A 14,944-nucleotide genomic window follows, 5' to 3' on the forward strand; every position below is an offset into this window, starting at 1 on the left:
TGCGTTGGCCGTGTGGATTACCGCCATGGCGGCGGCCAACACATTCTGTTCCGGCGTCTTGGAGAGCGACCGCAGAGGTGAGGCCTACGCCTGACCGCACTTCACAAAGCAGAAGCGTTAATCGATGGTTTAAGAATGAATGTAGCCGCACACGAAATACGTAGAGGTTGCCTGTGAAGCTCGGACTCACAGTTGAACAGCCATCCGCACCGAAACGGGCTCGAACTGGATGCTGCCAGCCGCTAGAAACGTCAGCCGCCCCGTATCAGGGGTGCCGCTTAAGACCGGATTCGGGCAGTGACTTAAAACGGACGACGGTCCGCATTCGGTCGTGCGCAGCAGCGCGTGGAAACGCCGGATGGCCTCCCGGGGGGCAGGCCAGACGCAAGAAACCCGCCGGAGGCATTGCCTGGTGCAACCGGCGGGTTTCATTCCCAAGAGAGGGGGACCCTTGGAGAACTCACGGAACTGCCCAGGCAACAGCTTGTTCCAGCTCAATTGCCGCGGCGACCGAAAGCTTGTTCCCGTGGTTGCTAGTCTCGATTCACCACTTTGCGCCGGCTTCATTCCAAACGCCGAAACGAGAGCAGCCGAGCACGTCGCGGGCTCGAACCGGGTCTACGAGGTCCGGTCTGGCGTACTGCACCGTGGCACAGAGCGGCCAGTTAAAAAGGATCTTATAGCCGGTGGCATCCGCCCGGAGTATCACCGCAGAACCTTTTGGCAGCGTCTTGGGTGATTGTGCCGCCAGTTCTGGCATAGCAGCATTCAGCTTGACAAATTTGGCCCCTGCAAGAGCGGTTAGTTCAGCAGCATCATTCTGCTGCCGGGTTATTACCTCTTCTCGGACTCGCTCCAGGAACGTGGCGGCGGCGGCCACCTGAGGGAGGTGCGCCTCATAGGAAGCTATTAGTGCAGCGGCGGTCTCGTCGTCAGCTGGTGAGGTTGTGATGAGACCAATATCTGGCAAGGCCAACCAGGTTGCAATGGTAAGCGCGACACCCAAAAACGCGCCAATGATGCCGATGATCAGATTGTTCTTCGAGCCCAGACCGCCGGCGCCTACGTCCTGATGGAGCGACCCAATGACAGTTGGCGACGCCGTCTCGCTTGTCTCGACGGGGCGGGGATCGCTCGTTTCCGACTCAGCATTCGCGTGACGCTGGTGATCGGCGATCATTTCCTCAAGCGCTGCGGTCACTTGCGCCGCGGCTTCGGGCCCAAACGAATCCCTATGCTTTTCTAGGAAACGTCCATTCGCGTTGCGGAGCTTGTCGTACGACTTCTCTATATTGTCGGACTCTGGGTCTTCAATCGAAGATACCGCGCGGCGGAGAGTTTCCGTGTATTTTTGTATATCTAACATTTTGGGACAACGTTGAGGGGCCAGTCGATCTCAGGGCTATGCCCCGGCGCTACCTCAGTAGCCTAGCTCTCCCCCAAAGAGAAGCTCGTGGGCTTGGTCCAGTTCGCCATGTGTTCAAGTCTGAAAAGCGCAACACGTTCCGACGCGCTTCGGCCTTTGGATCGCCGTGATGCCGCGTGCACCATACCATTTCCTCCGACCCAATGTCGCCACAACAAGGGAGCACGCGGCGCATTCAATGTCCGACCTTGGCTGGCGCTATCGTAGGACATTTTCGGCCTTTGCGAGCGAATGATGGCATGAATTTCCGGAGAGAACAGTGCCCCGACGAATCAGAGTGGCAGGAATTCACGCCATCGCTAAAGCCGGTTGTCACAATCGAAGGTCAGCGGACCTATGATCCCGTGATGCGCCGCAAAAAGGCTGACGGAACATGGGAGTACCGGCGAATGACCGAAGAGGAAGCCAAGGAATATGCGGCCAGGGAAATTTGGTGATCGGCACTGGGCCTTCGGGAGAATGGAACTACGCCGGGATAGCTGTTCACAGACGCTTAGCAGTCTCGTCAAAAACCACCGGCGTGGCCGACTCTACAGGCCGGATGAATGGAGCTATCTTTTCCAAAGCCGTTGCGAACAATCGTGCGGCACCGTGGCGATTGATATGGTTGTTGTCCACGTAGAGAAGTTGGCCTTCCGGGCTGCTGTGGCCGCACGTGGTGACGTTGCAAAAGGCGTCAGTCGGATCAACGAATAGAACTTGATCGGGAAACTTCAGGGCGATCCCATTAAGCACTGTGTTGGTGAACCGTAAATCGCTATCCACCTGCTCACGCGAGCGGGGTTCGCATTCCGGTAAGAACGGGCCAATGGGTGAGAGCAAGCACCGTTGCAGGTCAAAGCCCACATTCGGCACCTGTCCGATCAGAACGACCTTCTTACCCGCATCAACCAACCTCTTCACGGTGCCGAGCATACGGTATCTGAACACCGTCTCGGAACGTTTGTTGCTTCTCTCGTCATCTGCCGTCGTGCCCAAGAACAAACGGCCTTTGGACGCGCTCTCGCCGAGGCGGATGTTACTGGCATAGAGCGACCATCGTGCAGCCAGTACCACTACCTTCGCATCCTGATCCTCGACAGCAAACTTTAAGGCCCGCGATACTCGCTGGGTGCAGGATTGGAACCATTTGCTGTTTCTTTCGTGGATGACACTGCCACCTAGCATCGGAATGCAGCCATTGATCGAGCGAGCCAACCCCTTTTCTTTGATAGGGTCCAGCATTCGCCAAAGGGGCGTCCTCAGTCTTGTGGAATGGCTGTCGCCGATCAGGAGGAGGTACGGTGTCGCGCGGTTCACATCGCCAAATGCGCAATCGTATCCGCGCGGCAATCCTGACGTCACACATTTTGACCCGACGCCATTGCCGTCAAGGACTTCGCGATGAAGGGCAACGGACTCGCTTTGCAAACGCCACGTCATCCCCCCTGAAGCATACGCTGCGACAGATGGAATCATGGCCGCGCAAAACAATGCTGCAATGGCCGCGTATGGGCGCCGTTTTGAAGTGACGGTTTGGTTTTTCCATCCCGGCCGGCGAAAAGGCACTTCCACGAAGTACCAGAGCAGCCATGCCAGGCAGACAGACGCCAGCAACAAACCGCCTTGCTCGACCGGGGAAAGTTCTTCTCCCGCCACGTATTTGTAGTAAACAACCACTGGCCAGTGCACGAGGTAGAGCGAATAGGAAATTCGCCCGACGAAGCGCATCCCGTTATTCGCCAGAATGACCCGAAAGCGGCTTTCTTTCCCTGCAAAGATCAGCGCACCAGTCGCAGCCGTGACAGGCAATGCCAGTACGCCCGGAAAGCGAAGCGTCTCCGAATACAACAGAACCGACGCAGCCACCCCGGCGAGGCCGAGGAGAAAGATGACGTCGACAGCGGCCCTCGGCAACTTTGGGGCAAACGGCATAAATACGAGGATCAACGCTCCGACGAGAAACTCGAAGAATCGTGGTGGTGATTGATAGTACGCTTCGTTCCGATCGTAGCTGATCCATGCCTCGCTAAGGCCAATGAGCAAAACGAGCACGACAATCAAAACGAAAGGCCATCGACGAAGACCGAAAAGCGCCACGCTGGCAACGATTACGGCTGGCCAGACAAAATAGAACTGCTCCTCGACCGCCAGCGACCAGTAGTGCAGCAGCGGGCGCTCAAGCGCGCTCGGATCGAAATAACCCGCAGCGCCGCTAAAAAAGATGTTGGCCGCAAACAGCAGCGACCAGACAGCCGATTTCCCAAGCTCCTCAAAAAGTGTGGGTGGGAAGATAATTGCGCCGAAAAAAACCGTCACGAGGATAGTGATCAACGATGCCGGCAGAATGCGTCGTACCCGAGCTTTGTAGAATTCAAGGAAGCTGAAATTTCCGGCGCGAAGGTCGCCGATTATCTTTCCGGTGATCAGATAACCGGAGATCACGAAGAAGATATCGACTCCAACAAACCCGCCTTCGAAGATCAGGAAATCGAAATGAAACAGCGTGACAGAGAGAACCGCTACCGCGCGCAGGCCCTCAATATCGCCACGGAAAGGTCCGTCCGGACCACCAGAAATCATTTGGACCCGTCCCCGTTCTCCTCGAAGAATGCGTTATGGGGGAAACATCCCTTTCTCTCAACAATCGGATCTGATCTGCCTGTCGATTATTTGCGGTTGTGGCCAAATTTCATCACACGCCAGACGCACCAAAGCTTTGTTCCGGCTATACACAACAAAGCCCGCAGCCCCTTTCGAAGCAGCGGGCCAGTCGCGGAGTACCGGGGGAACCGCCCATCGGCTTGGAAACGCGCTAAGGCGGTGGCCGCCCGGTGATGTAAGTGTACAACCCGATGACCCACCCGGCCAGACTGACAACGCCGATACCGATCTTGATCAGCCAATGGCCGAGCGTGCCGGCACCCTCGGCCTTGTTCTTCATCGCCTTCACGTCGTCTGTGATCTCGCTGACACTCTCGACTTTGCTTTTGACGCCCGTCAGGTTGGTTTCGATATTGTTGGTGCGCAGCACTACCTCATCGAGCCTGCGGTGCATGTTCGCCCGGCTCTTGGTCGAGGATTCCTCTGAAACCGCGATGTCCTCCTTTAGATCGTCGACCTTTTCATTGACTGCTTTCACCGTTGCCGTGAGTTCGCCGAGAAGGCGATAAATGTCATTTAGTCCCGCCACACCGCCATTCCCCTGCTGCTGTCCAACATTGAGGTACCGCGATCGTGCTGGGCACATTCCGAGGCCGTCCATGCCTTGGCCCCACACATGCCGGCCGCCGTGTCGTCAATCCCAAAAAGAGCTTCAAGAGAGCCTGCCGCGATCTGCCGGTGCTAAGAGCCGCGGTCGTACCGATGGCCAGGGTCCAGGCGAAACCGTGGGGCGTGCAAATAGCCGGCAACTTCAATCGCTCCGCAGCGATCAAACAGTACCAACGGATGCGGTCTCAGTTTTCTCGATTGCTCTCGAATTATGAGCCGATGGTGAGCCACGTCCGTTCCCCCATCGGTCGGCGTGGCATCTATGCAGTGCGCATTGGCGCCGATTCCCGGGCCGACGCGAACAGCATTTGCTCGAAGCTCCGGAATGCCGGTGCGGCCTGTATCGTGATGCGGAATCGCTGACCCACTTAGCCGCAAAAAGCTCGCCGCCCGGTAAATGACGGCGAGCAGTTGCGGCGTTGCCTGATTTGCCTTGGGAGCGCCCCGAAGTCCCTGCGCTGCGACTTTGTTCCTGCAGAAATGGGAAAATCGCCGACGCGGCTCTCGTCAATCGCTGCGAACGATTTTTACCCTGCCAATATGGCTGTGCCACCGCGCCCAAAGACATCTTTTACGGCCTATATGGCGCAACGCTAATATAGATATTGGCCAATGCGATCCCCACCTACCCAATCGCATTGGCTAGGCCCGTTCAAGGAGGGGCACTTGGACGGGCCGCCTGCAAACAAAACAAAAAAGTAAGAGGCCCGCCAGCCCTTTCGAAGCAGCGGGCCAGTCGCGGAGCATCAGGGGACGCTTCTTGGCCTAGTGCACCCCGAAGTCGCTGCGCTGAGCGCCCGGGCCTATCCCTGGGGTCGTCGCGACCGCATCTCGTTTGCAAGCAAATGTTTCAGCTTTGAAACGAAAACGCTTTTCGCTGAAATCGTCCTGAAACATCGGTGGCGCATTGATCCGCCGCCACCGTGCGAAAGGTTCCATGTCGGTGAGTATTCGAGCGAGATTTGCCATGCCAATATTCGATGGAATCGGACGCTTCGGCGCGGCGCCCGGGAAAGCTGGCCGCAACAGCCAGGCGATCCTCGAGATGAATGCGCTGTCGCCGGAACTGCAGAAGATGAAGCTGACCGACGACAAGTCTTTCGGCCAAGCGGTTGCGGTATATGGACATCGAGCCGGTGATGTCTTCAATATCGGCAGTGCGCGCGAGGCCTTGGATTGGATGCTCTACGAATGGTCGGAGGGCACGATTGACAGCCTCAAGGCGCGGCAGGCCTGCGTCGTGGCCCTGGACGGCGGCGATGCGGAGATTGCTCGCCTGGCATTCCGCCGGGCCGTTGAGGAAGCGGGTAACCTCATCGGCGACGTCGACCGCGTCCACAAGCCGGGCTCAAAAGCCGCGCCCAAACCTCTACCCCTTTCAGCGTAGAGCCAGATGCTAGAAACCCGCCGGAAGATGCCGGGGGAAGCATTTACGGCGGGTTTCTCTGTTCCAAAGGGTGGGACCCCATTGGAGAACTCAATACCGCCAAGACAAAGCTTGTTCCAGCCCAAACGCAAAAAGCTTACCGCCCGGTCAGCAATACGGTCAATTCAGCCCGCCTCAAAGAACGGCGGCCACGGACCTTTGTGAAGTGTTCGCAGTTTGGATGCGACAGGTGTTGTCCGACTGCGGGGAAAGGGATCGGATTGGCTGTTCGCTGGATATACGACACTGAGGGGAAGCCCGCTTATTACCAAGAGGGCCAGTACGTCTACACACAGACCGGGACTTGCGAGTTCTTCGAAAACGGCGGCTGGTGGTACCGGATGCACGGCGGCGGGGCCGCTGCTTATTACGTCAGCAATGGTTGGGTTTATACGCCGGATGGCAAGGCAGTCTTCCACTATGGCGACCGCGACGACTAGACGGCCTATTCCACCGCCTCTCACCTAAACCGCTCTTTCAGCCGCTCGGGTTTCCTGCGACAATCCGCAAATCCGTGCGACATTCGCGCGACATGGAGCGAGCGATGGGCGTCTATAGAATATTCGTAATGGCAATCGGCATATCCTCGGTGACGACCATCGGAATTTCCCACGCCGAAGAGAAATATCGCCTGATCCACGCGATTGGCACCGAGGAAGCGCTGATCAAGGCTGACCTCACCGTTGAGGAGTGTCAAAAGCTCAAATCGGATTTGATCGAACAAAACGTTATCGCCGTCGAAAGCGGCGAGGAAGAACTCAACCTCGGAACGCTGGCTTGTCTGCCCGAGAGTGCGTTCCAGTAAAACGACATTTGCCCGCCAGGGCGAACCGAGGCGGGCTCCAAAAACGACACCCAAATTTCCACCCCTTAATTCATCGTGGCGAGCGCCTTGGTAGCCGTCCCAATTGCCCGCCACGGCCACGCCGCAACCGTGTCGTCCTTTATGTCCTTGACAGCATAGTTTATGAGCGCGACTGCCCCGGCGACGGTAGCGGGAACAGTCAGTGACATCCGGTCATGAGCCGCCTTGGACGCCTTGTGGGCATTGTTGACTTTCGCCTTCAGCGAGACGAGGCCCGCCCGTTGGTCCCAATCCCCGCCGGCCGCGATCTGACTCCGATAGCGGGCTTTCGCGTCGAGGTATTCCCGCTCGACTTGCTCCTGATCAAAACCAAGATCCAGGAGGCTCTCCCGACGCTGATCAATCTCGGAACCCCCGATATAATAGTTCCGCCAATGGATGAGGGCTGCCGGACGACTTCCGAACTCTTTTCGCGCCTCCATCTCCGCGTCGTCTTCTTCACGGCAGAGGGCAATCCATCTGCGGTCGAGGCGCTTTGCCTCACGTATTGCGGCAAACACAGGGTCTTTCCACTGGCCGCCGAGTTCCGTCTCACGAAATTGAGAGTGATTGGCGATCATGTTCATCTGGGATTCCTTTCCTACTGAGGAAGCCCCCGCTTCATTCAGTCCACTTGATTCGGCTTTACGGAAAGTAACTGCGGTGACGGCCGCAGTTACACCGAACCCCGCCAGCATGGAGCGGCGGTTGATTTTTTTATTAGGCATGCCTTCGGCGGCTGCCCGAATAGAGGTGTTCGGCATTGGATATCTCCCAAGCAGTGTGTTACAACGTTAGTAGATTGCGCACATTTGCAGTGCATGGTCAACTATCATCTGCTAACATTTGCTAACGGAGGGGCGTTTGGCTAGGACGGCTGCGCTCGGGCTTAGGATTGAACCGATTGTGAAGGACGCTCTGGAGAGTGCCGCGAAGGCTGACCGCAGGACCGTTGCGTCCTATGTGGAAAAGCTTATCGTCGCTGACTTGGAGGCCAAGGGATTTCTTCCGAAGGGCGCTGCCGAATAGATGGGCAATGGGGGGGATAATGAAGAAGAAGATTGCAACATCATGCCTTATGGCACTAGCGCTGGCCGCTTGCGCCACGACTAGCGAGATGCCACTGGCACCAAATATTGTCAGGCTCGACACACAGGCCAGCGGTTTGCTGTTCGTCGGTAGCGCACCTGCTATCACGATGAAGCGGGCGGCAGAAACCACCCTCGCGCGGGGCTACACCCATTTTCGCCTTGAGCAAGCGTCCATGGCACAAGGCCGCCGGTTAGCGGGCATGCAGACCCATGGGAGTGGCTTCGGCACCGCTAATACGTTCGGCGGCACCACGACCGGCACCTTTTCCGGCAGCTCTTTCTCGACGCCCGTTTACGCGCCCACTGCGAGTGTCGGCGTTACGGTAGTGATGTTCCGGGCAGGTGAAGCCGGGGCAAAAGGCGCTTGGGATGCAGCCGATGTGCTTAAGAAACAGGGCAAGGTCTAGGACAGATAAAGGGCCGTCATGAACGACGAACGCCCCACCCCACCGACTACAGACAAGCGCGTGGTCAACGCCCAGGCCACGGTTCGTAAGCTGAAGCGCCTTGGAGTGGAGACGCGCGGCCTTCCCTCCGGCATCGTCAGACAGCGGCAAAAACTGCGTGAGATTTGCAAGTTGCACGGTGTCGAGCCCGAATACGAGGTTTGATAAATGTCCGCCCTGATAGCGATTTTCATTGCGCAACTTCTCGACCCCGTTCGAATCGGGGTTCTGGCGCTCGCCACTTGGCTGTGTAGAAGAACCGGCAGTTCCGTCATTTCATGGATCGGTATCGCCGTTGCCGTCGTGGGCTTGGCATTCTTCATCCCATTCGGCCTCATGGGGCGGAATGACAGCCTTGCAGCGATGTCTGCATTTGTGGGCATCGCCTCACACACGGCCATCGTTGCAATCGTGCTGTTTGTGGCACGGCTGGTAGACCGCAGGAAAAACAGGGACGTTGCACCCACGGGATAGCTGCGCTCAAAGCGGCGGGCTGCGATTTTGTGCTGTACAATCGTGGAATCGAGGCCGCCACCGGCGACAAAGCACCGCTCGGATGAAAACGCCGCCGCATTTCTTACATTCGGGTATCAAGCGGGCTGTCAACGCCCCTCCTCGCAGCAAACGCAGCCGTGGCCACCGCATTATCTGCATTCAGGACCGCATAAAGTAAGACCCGCCGTGCCGTCCCCGCGCCGTCACCCAAGCGACACGGCGAGCCACGCCTCAACTGCCAAGCCAGTGAGACGATTACCGGCGTCAGCCAGCATAATCTGTGACGCAATTCGGGGGCCAGTTGGTGGTGTTTCGAAATGGAAGGGATCGGGCCGCCGCATTCGCGATCACCTCAACCAACGTGCAGTATCGCTTCGATTCCAGCGCGCGCGAATGGGGGCGCAACGTCCCGGATTGCCTGTGGGCGAAAGGGGTGGGTGATCGCCCCCGGGACGCGCGCCGGGGCCATAAAGCTCCCCGTCCCCGACAGTCACGACGCTGCGCCCCAAAAGTTAAACAAGGGTTGCTTCTGTCCCAAAATGAGACAATTTCTGGACCTCGTTTTCGATCTGGCGTATTCTAGGATTTCGATGGTGGCGGAGTTGTCCTCCGTCTGCTCCGTTCTGTCCATTGGTAGAAAGTGCAATGCGAAAACGCCCGCCTCCCCCGGACGGGCTTTTTCGTGCGAACGATGGAAAGCCCGCCGTGAAGGGGCGTAAGCGGCGGGCTTTCTTCGCATCGGACGCTGCGACCGTGGAAGTGGCTACAATAGCGTAGCTGTTGCGTCGGCGGCACGGGTTAGCGGCCGACTGGAGCTGCCGGCATGGGGGATTAAACCCGCGATCATGGGTGTGCGGCTGCGGCGTCATACCGATCCGCTTGCCGCCGCATCCTGAACTCTGGCTAGAGCCGAATTCTACTGAGTTTTGACGTGCCCAGACCGAGCTGTTTTGCAGTGCAATTAGGAACATTCCGCCGGCACGGCTGTTGGACAAGCCGTGAGCGAATGCCCTCGAATCCAGACGGGAAGGAAACGTCATGAAACTTCTTCTAGCTACAGCATTCTCCGTGGTTCTGGCCATCTCAGGAGCCGCGTACGCCCAGACACAACCGGATGCAGGCGGAACCGATAACGACCCGGGCGGCGGCGGAAGCGACGCTTCGAACTATCTCGCCGGTCCCAACATCCATCAGTTTTATACTGACGAATCCATGGCCACGATGCGCCCCGAAGCGGAGATCCGGACCACATATGAAGCCTTGACTGAAGCCGACAGGGCCAACCTGAAGGCGTCATGCGAGACAAATACGGACGTCAAGTTCACCGATCTGTGCCGTGCGGTGAACGCAATGTGACTGTCCGTTACATCAAGCGGACAAGGGCCCGCCTGACTTAACGAGGCGGGCTCTTTGCAGCGGGTGATCGTTCCGATGCCTCTCATGCTGTGCGAAAGCGGATCACTCCTCGTGCACCTCTTCAAGGGTGGCATGCCGGAGCACTTCTTCGCCCCGCATGTAGCGCACCCGGCCGACCAGGCCGGGCTTCACCCACTCCACTCCGGTCTTGTCGACAGCGATCCCCTTCGGCGCCGGTGCGGCCTTCTGCTTCACCCGGTCCCATAGCCGCTGCCGGAAATCGCGGTTCACCTTCACGAAAGCGCTGCCGGCGTACTGCCGTTTGCCGTTCCGCTCTGCCATCAGCGCAGTTGCTGGCTTGCCGCGCTCCCGGCGAACGCCTAGCAGGTCGAATTCCGATTCCTCGTAGCACTTCGCCTTCAGCCATTCCCGCGAGGGCCCGCTGTGATAGCGGCTGTCGATCCGCTTCGACACTGTACCTTCCAGCCCCATTTTTTCCACGGCGCGGAATACAGCGCTGGCGGAGGCGTCCAGTGTATGGCTGAACTGGATCGGGCCTTCTGCAGGCTCCACAATTTCCTCGAGCATGTGCCTGCGCTCCATCAGCGTCATCTGGCGGAGGTCGTGACCATTGAGGTGGAGGAGATCGAACGTGACGAAAACCAGCCGCTCCGGAGCATTCACGATTGCAGAGCGCAGCGCCGAGAAATCGGAGATCCCGTCATCATTGGTGACGATGACCTCGCCGTCGATGATGGCGGTGTCGGTCGGCAGCTCGGCCGCCGCCTTGGCGAGCGGGCCATACTTGGCCGTCCAGTCATGGCCGCGGCGCGTGAAGATGCGAGCTCGGCCGTGCTTGAGGATGATTTGCGAGCGGTACCCGTCGAACTTGACCTCGTGAATCCATCCGTCACCCTCGGGCGGCTGATCAACCAGGGTCGGTACTTGCGGGGGAATGAATTCAAGCCGGGGCCCGGCGACAGGAAACTTACTCATTCGGTGCCGAATCTAGTAAATGATCCGGCATTTTAGGAGTCCCTGAAATGTGCGATTTTTCCCGGACGATCGCCAGACGCAAGAAACCCGCCGCGAGCTTCGGAAGCAACGGTGGGTTTCGTTCCAAGGGTGGCGTCGAGAGGGGACCCCTTGGGAAGCCCATTAACTAGCAAGACAAAAGCTTGTTCCAGCTAAAACGCAAAAATGGCCCGCCACCCATTTCGGAGCAGCGGCCAAGTTGGGCAGATCCCTGTTCGGTCGGCATATACGGCAGCAGCGGCTCTCCGCGGGCCGCCCGGCCCTTGTTGAGCCAATCCTTCATCTCACGGTCAATCTCGACAGGATCGCGTCTGGGTGGCACGTAGCCGGCGGGCGGACGCTTCATGCGCCACCAATGCTCGAGCTGGCGCCACCGGATCTCACCGACCAGATCGCCGGCCTCATTGAATAGCTCGGTGCTGTTGCGCCTGAGATTGTGGACTTGGCGGAGCTTGCAGCCCCAGGCCGCCATGATCCGGCTCTCGGGCGAGCATGCTGTCTGCCAGGAGGTCCAGCCCTTGCGGCGATCGGCGTTCGCGCCTCGATCGACCAGACCGAACATTTCGATCGTCGAGAGCTTCTTGATCGATGATTTGACGCGCGGATCGGTCATTTACGCGCGCAAATGTGCACGAAATGCCTTTTCGGCGCAATATCTACCGCTTGCGTTTCTTCGGCTTTGGCGCCGGTCGCCGGTCATTACCGATCAGAATGCCGGCTTCCTCGGCCGCCACGCGGAAAGCCTGATGACAGGCGGCGGTCTCGACTTTGCCCTGCAGGGCTTCATGGCAGGCCTTGCGCGCCCGCCAGGCCTTGTCCGTATCTTCCTCGGTCGGCCATTTGTAGAGCAGCCACTCTGCAGCCTGGCGGGCGCTGGAGATGTTCTGGCGTTGACCCCGCCCAGCCTTGATCGTCACGTACTCGTCGAAAGGCCTGTCCTCAAGCCTGGCCATACTCAAAACCACAAACTCGCACCGCGCCGTGATGCCACAGCGTCTGGGAGGCTCGCGGCAAGGGAGGCGTTGCGTTTGCGGTAAGCCGATCCACCGGCACGAAGACAACGTTTGCGACCTTGCCCCGGCATCGCCTTCACCGTCCCGGCTGGCTCTATGACTGGAAGTTAGGAAGATATATTTTGCCCTCAACACCGGCGGTTTGCGCGGTTTGGGCCAGCGCGTCGTAGGCCAGAATGCCGCGAGAGCGAGCGAATACCTCCACTTTGCCACGCGCCGTTTCAGCGTCGCATTCGTCTGCCATGGCATCTCGGCAGGCATCGAGCGCCGCCACGTGAGCCGGACCGCGACCGCAAGCCGGCCATTCTGTCAAGACCTTAAAGGCTTCCCACAGGCTTCCGATGTCGTGCGGATATCCGAGCCCGACTAAGATCGGTACGGGCTGGGCAAATTGCTTGTTGTCCATCGGGACCTCCAAATGGCCGGCCTGAGAGCGCGCGATAGGGCAGCGTAACCGACTTGGCACTGCACCGCAGTGCCCTCAGTCACAGGCGACGAGGCATCGACGATGTGGCGAGCAGCCTCTCTTCGCGGACGCGCGAAAGACTGCAACGTCGATCTTGCTCCATGTCAGAGCGTCAGGAATAATGTCCTAGTGCGGCAATTCTCGAACCCTCGGAGATAGCGCAATATCTCAACAACTAGGCGCACATACGCGATGCCCTACTAGGGAACGGTTTCCAGCCTCGCGGGTTTGAATCGCGGGCGAACGCGTGAAGGCGGCATCATCATGCTACAGATCAACGACACCAAAAAGCTGGTTGAACAGTTCGAGGAGAGGGAGCGGCAAAGCCTCATCCGCATCAAAGCAACTCAGGAACTCATCGAGCAGAACCGCCGGCTGATAAGGAGGTCCCGTGAAATCCGTGCGCGCGCATCCGAACTGGCCGCCGCGCTTGGCAGGACTAACGACCGGACTTAAGAAAGCTCCACATGTGCAGGGTTTCATGGGCAAGGCGTCTCGTCCTTGCGACCGACGTCGAGTTCATCCCTGAGAATGGCGGCGGCGCGCCGTGGATGAAAACCCACCGGCTTACCTGCATCCGGGTATAAAGCGGTCAAGTGCGCAATCGACGGAGTGACCCTCTCCAATTAGCCAAGCTGACTTCAGTGCCTCACAGTTCTATACTCTGATCATTGCCATATCCCCATATGGTCACAGGCCGGAGTCTGCCTCTCTCTCCTCCGAGATCCCACAAGGACGCCGGCCCTTTTTTCTCATCAAGTCCCAATGTTACCCGAAAAAAAGGAACCCGATCTCAAAAAGAGCGATTGCCGTGCCCAGACACATCAACCCAAAGGCGGCAAACGCGAGCCCTCTAACCAGCCTAAAAGTCGCGCCCATCCACGCCTCGAAGCCTGGCCATACCCATCCTCAAACTCGCACCGCGCCCTGACGCTACAGCGTCTGGGAGGTTTGCGGCAAGGGAGCCAACGCCCCTCCGAAAGGATAACTCTATTCTCTTGGCCAAGGTGAAATGAGCGCCTTGCCGCTGTATACTCTGATCATTGCCATTAGCATGGGCTGAGCCGGCGTCCTCCCTATCTCTGACCTCGGTGGACGCTGGCCCCTTTTTTCTCATCAAAACCTATGCATAGCTTCGCCGGGCGCGGCGCCAGCCGGTTCAGGGAACCACGTCACGGAAGAACTGTTCGCTCGACGGTCTTGTAAACCCCGAGCCGCCCACACCACCCCTCTTTGAAAATCCCGCAAAGTCGCTCTCTGGACCTCCGCCGTGGCGCTTTGGATGCTGAACATTGGCGGCGGATTCGCTGGGTTGCTGCTCTCCCTATAGTGCTACCCGGAGCCTGCCGATTTGACGCCGCCGGCCGTTCTGTCGCATTGCCAGATGCCGCCCAATATACCCCCCTCAAAGGCGGCAGGCCGTCCGCTAAACGAGGCGCGGACGGGCCATCTGCGGGGACGTTACAAACTGCTTGCGAGGGGATTGCAGTTGTTGGCTGAAATCAGCTTTGTAAGAAAAAAGCGTTGGAACTCTGGTCATGGCAGCCCCGCCCAAGGTGAGGGCAGTGTCGGTAGGAACACTCCCGTTGTCCTCCGCGCCATTCATATAAGCGATGATGATCAGCCGCCCGGATGCCGCAGCGCCCAGGGATATGGATGCCGGCAAGGTGCTTATAGCTTTATGGTCAACAAGGCTGACCGCAATCTCTGGGTTATAGGACTTCCCGTAGAAGTCTGTCGGGATCACAATCGGCCCAGACGCCACCCCTGTAAGCGCCCGCGTCTCGGGGGATGGAATCGTCAATGGCGCACCCGGTGCCATTCCGAGTTCCGCCCGGATATCGGCAAACGACATGGGGCCGGAAGACTGTAGTGTCATTTGGAAGCCCCTTGAAATTCTATTAGCCCCTGCACCATCAGCGAGCCCTCGACGAAAACTCCGCACTCTGGTCTGGCGCTCTCCAATGGCCGGAAGTCTCCAATTACCCGGATGTTGATGGGAAGCCCGTCCGAGACGCCGATCCCCACTTCGCCTGTGACGTGCAGGTCGCCTTCAATGATTAGGGTTTGCATGCTCTTGCACTCCATTTCCAA

Annotated in this window: 19 protein-coding genes; 9 read left to right on the forward strand and 10 right to left on the reverse strand. The window is 58.4% G+C overall.

Features of this window, described 5'->3' with window-relative positions; translation table 11 throughout:
• Positions 1 to 544: 544 nt before the first annotated feature.
• The 3 genes from ABVK50_RS23720 to ABVK50_RS23730 form a co-directional block, all read right to left on the reverse strand.
• Entirely contained in the window at positions 545 to 1,366 is an 822-nt protein-coding gene (locus tag ABVK50_RS23720; protein ID WP_353644251.1) for a hypothetical protein, read from the reverse strand.
• Between the two features lie 543 nt (positions 1,367 to 1,909).
• Positions 1,910 to 3,988 (reverse strand): acyltransferase family protein, encoded by a 2,079-nt coding sequence (locus tag ABVK50_RS23725; RefSeq protein WP_353644250.1) that lies wholly within the window; start codon positions 3,986 to 3,988, stop codon positions 1,910 to 1,912.
• Positions 3,989 to 4,220: 232 nt separating this feature from the next.
• Positions 4,221 to 4,598 (reverse strand): DUF1515 family protein, encoded by a 378-nt coding sequence (locus ABVK50_RS23730; RefSeq protein ID WP_353644249.1) that lies wholly within the window; start codon positions 4,596 to 4,598, stop codon positions 4,221 to 4,223.
• Positions 4,599 to 4,771: 173 nt separating this feature from the next.
• Between ABVK50_RS23730 and ABVK50_RS23735 the strand changes: the two genes are divergently transcribed.
• From ABVK50_RS23735 to ABVK50_RS23750, 4 genes are all read left to right on the forward strand, one after another.
• Positions 4,772 to 5,041: an SPOR domain-containing protein gene (locus ABVK50_RS23735; RefSeq protein ID WP_353645835.1), complete on the forward strand. Its 270-nt coding sequence runs from the start codon at positions 4,772 to 4,774 to the stop codon at positions 5,039 to 5,041.
• A gap of 544 nt (positions 5,042 to 5,585) precedes the next feature.
• Positions 5,586 to 6,065, forward strand: a complete 480-nt coding sequence (locus tag ABVK50_RS23740) for a DUF982 domain-containing protein (protein WP_353644248.1) — start codon at positions 5,586 to 5,588, stop codon at positions 6,063 to 6,065.
• A gap of 260 nt (positions 6,066 to 6,325) precedes the next feature.
• Complete coding sequence (locus ABVK50_RS23745; RefSeq protein ID WP_353644247.1) at positions 6,326 to 6,544, forward strand: hypothetical protein; 219 nt, start codon at positions 6,326 to 6,328, stop codon at positions 6,542 to 6,544.
• A 128-nt stretch (positions 6,545 to 6,672) separates the two neighbouring features.
• The gene (locus ABVK50_RS23750; protein WP_353644246.1) at positions 6,673 to 6,909 is read left to right on the forward strand and encodes a hypothetical protein; all 237 of its coding nucleotides are present in this window, start codon (positions 6,673 to 6,675) and stop codon (positions 6,907 to 6,909) included.
• Between the two features lie 65 nt (positions 6,910 to 6,974).
• On the opposite strand, the gene ABVK50_RS23755 is transcribed toward ABVK50_RS23750, so the two are convergent.
• Positions 6,975 to 7,712 carry a hypothetical protein gene (locus tag ABVK50_RS23755; RefSeq protein ID WP_353644245.1) on the reverse strand — a complete coding sequence of 246 codons (738 nt, stop codon included), beginning with the start codon at positions 7,710 to 7,712 and terminating at the stop codon, positions 6,975 to 6,977.
• A 284-nt stretch (positions 7,713 to 7,996) separates the two neighbouring features.
• Here ABVK50_RS23755 and ABVK50_RS23760 point away from each other — a divergent pair, with 284 nt between their 5' ends.
• The 4 genes from ABVK50_RS23760 to ABVK50_RS23775 all read left to right on the forward strand — a co-directional run bounded on the left by ABVK50_RS23760 (position 7,997) and on the right by ABVK50_RS23775 (position 10,336).
• Positions 7,997 to 8,446, forward strand: coding sequence for a hypothetical protein (locus tag ABVK50_RS23760; protein ID WP_353644244.1), 450 nt, complete (start codon positions 7,997 to 7,999; stop codon positions 8,444 to 8,446).
• A gap of 18 nt (positions 8,447 to 8,464) precedes the next feature.
• Complete coding sequence (locus tag ABVK50_RS23765) at positions 8,465 to 8,650, forward strand: hypothetical protein (protein WP_353644243.1); 186 nt, start codon at positions 8,465 to 8,467, stop codon at positions 8,648 to 8,650.
• Positions 8,651 to 8,653: 3 nt separating this feature from the next.
• Positions 8,654 to 8,959 (forward strand): hypothetical protein, encoded by a 306-nt coding sequence (locus ABVK50_RS23770; protein ID WP_353644242.1) that lies wholly within the window; start codon positions 8,654 to 8,656, stop codon positions 8,957 to 8,959.
• Positions 8,960 to 10,018: 1,059 nt separating this feature from the next.
• Positions 10,019 to 10,336 (forward strand): hypothetical protein, encoded by a 318-nt coding sequence (locus tag ABVK50_RS23775; protein WP_353644241.1) that lies wholly within the window; start codon positions 10,019 to 10,021, stop codon positions 10,334 to 10,336.
• Positions 10,337 to 10,438: 102 nt separating this feature from the next.
• On the opposite strand, the gene ABVK50_RS23780 is transcribed toward ABVK50_RS23775, so the two are convergent.
• The 4 genes from ABVK50_RS23780 to ABVK50_RS23795 all read right to left on the reverse strand — a co-directional run bounded on the left by ABVK50_RS23780 (position 10,439) and on the right by ABVK50_RS23795 (position 12,790).
• The gene (locus ABVK50_RS23780) at positions 10,439 to 11,332 is read right to left on the reverse strand and encodes an ATP-dependent DNA ligase (protein WP_353644240.1); all 894 of its coding nucleotides are present in this window, start codon (positions 11,330 to 11,332) and stop codon (positions 10,439 to 10,441) included.
• A 166-nt stretch (positions 11,333 to 11,498) separates the two neighbouring features.
• Positions 11,499 to 11,984, reverse strand: a complete 486-nt coding sequence (locus tag ABVK50_RS23785; protein WP_353644239.1) for a hypothetical protein — start codon at positions 11,982 to 11,984, stop codon at positions 11,499 to 11,501.
• Positions 11,985 to 12,027: 43 nt separating this feature from the next.
• Positions 12,028 to 12,324: a DUF982 domain-containing protein gene (locus ABVK50_RS23790; protein ID WP_353644238.1), complete on the reverse strand. Its 297-nt coding sequence runs from the start codon at positions 12,322 to 12,324 to the stop codon at positions 12,028 to 12,030.
• 154 nt (positions 12,325 to 12,478) lie between these two features.
• Complete coding sequence (locus ABVK50_RS23795) at positions 12,479 to 12,790, reverse strand: DUF982 domain-containing protein (RefSeq protein WP_353644237.1); 312 nt, start codon at positions 12,788 to 12,790, stop codon at positions 12,479 to 12,481.
• A 324-nt stretch (positions 12,791 to 13,114) separates the two neighbouring features.
• On the opposite strand from ABVK50_RS23795, the gene ABVK50_RS23800 reads away from it, so the two are divergent.
• Positions 13,115 to 13,306: a hypothetical protein gene (locus ABVK50_RS23800; protein WP_353644236.1), complete on the forward strand. Its 192-nt coding sequence runs from the start codon at positions 13,115 to 13,117 to the stop codon at positions 13,304 to 13,306.
• 970 nt (positions 13,307 to 14,276) lie between these two features.
• Here the strand turns inward: ABVK50_RS23800 and ABVK50_RS23805 are convergent.
• Together ABVK50_RS23805 and ABVK50_RS23810 are read right to left on the reverse strand one after the other, a co-directional pair.
• Positions 14,277 to 14,729, reverse strand: coding sequence for a hypothetical protein (locus ABVK50_RS23805; protein WP_353644235.1), 453 nt, complete (start codon positions 14,727 to 14,729; stop codon positions 14,277 to 14,279).
• A complete protein-coding gene (locus ABVK50_RS23810) occupies positions 14,726 to 14,923 on the reverse strand; it encodes a hypothetical protein (RefSeq protein WP_353644234.1) in 198 nt (65 codons plus the stop codon). Before ABVK50_RS23810 ends, ABVK50_RS23805 begins: the two co-directional genes overlap by 4 nt.
• Positions 14,924 to 14,944 lie beyond the last annotated feature (21 nt).

This window comes from Mesorhizobium sp. WSM2240 (genome assembly GCF_040438645.1).
Classification (GTDB): Bacteria; Pseudomonadota; Alphaproteobacteria; order Rhizobiales; family Rhizobiaceae; genus Allomesorhizobium.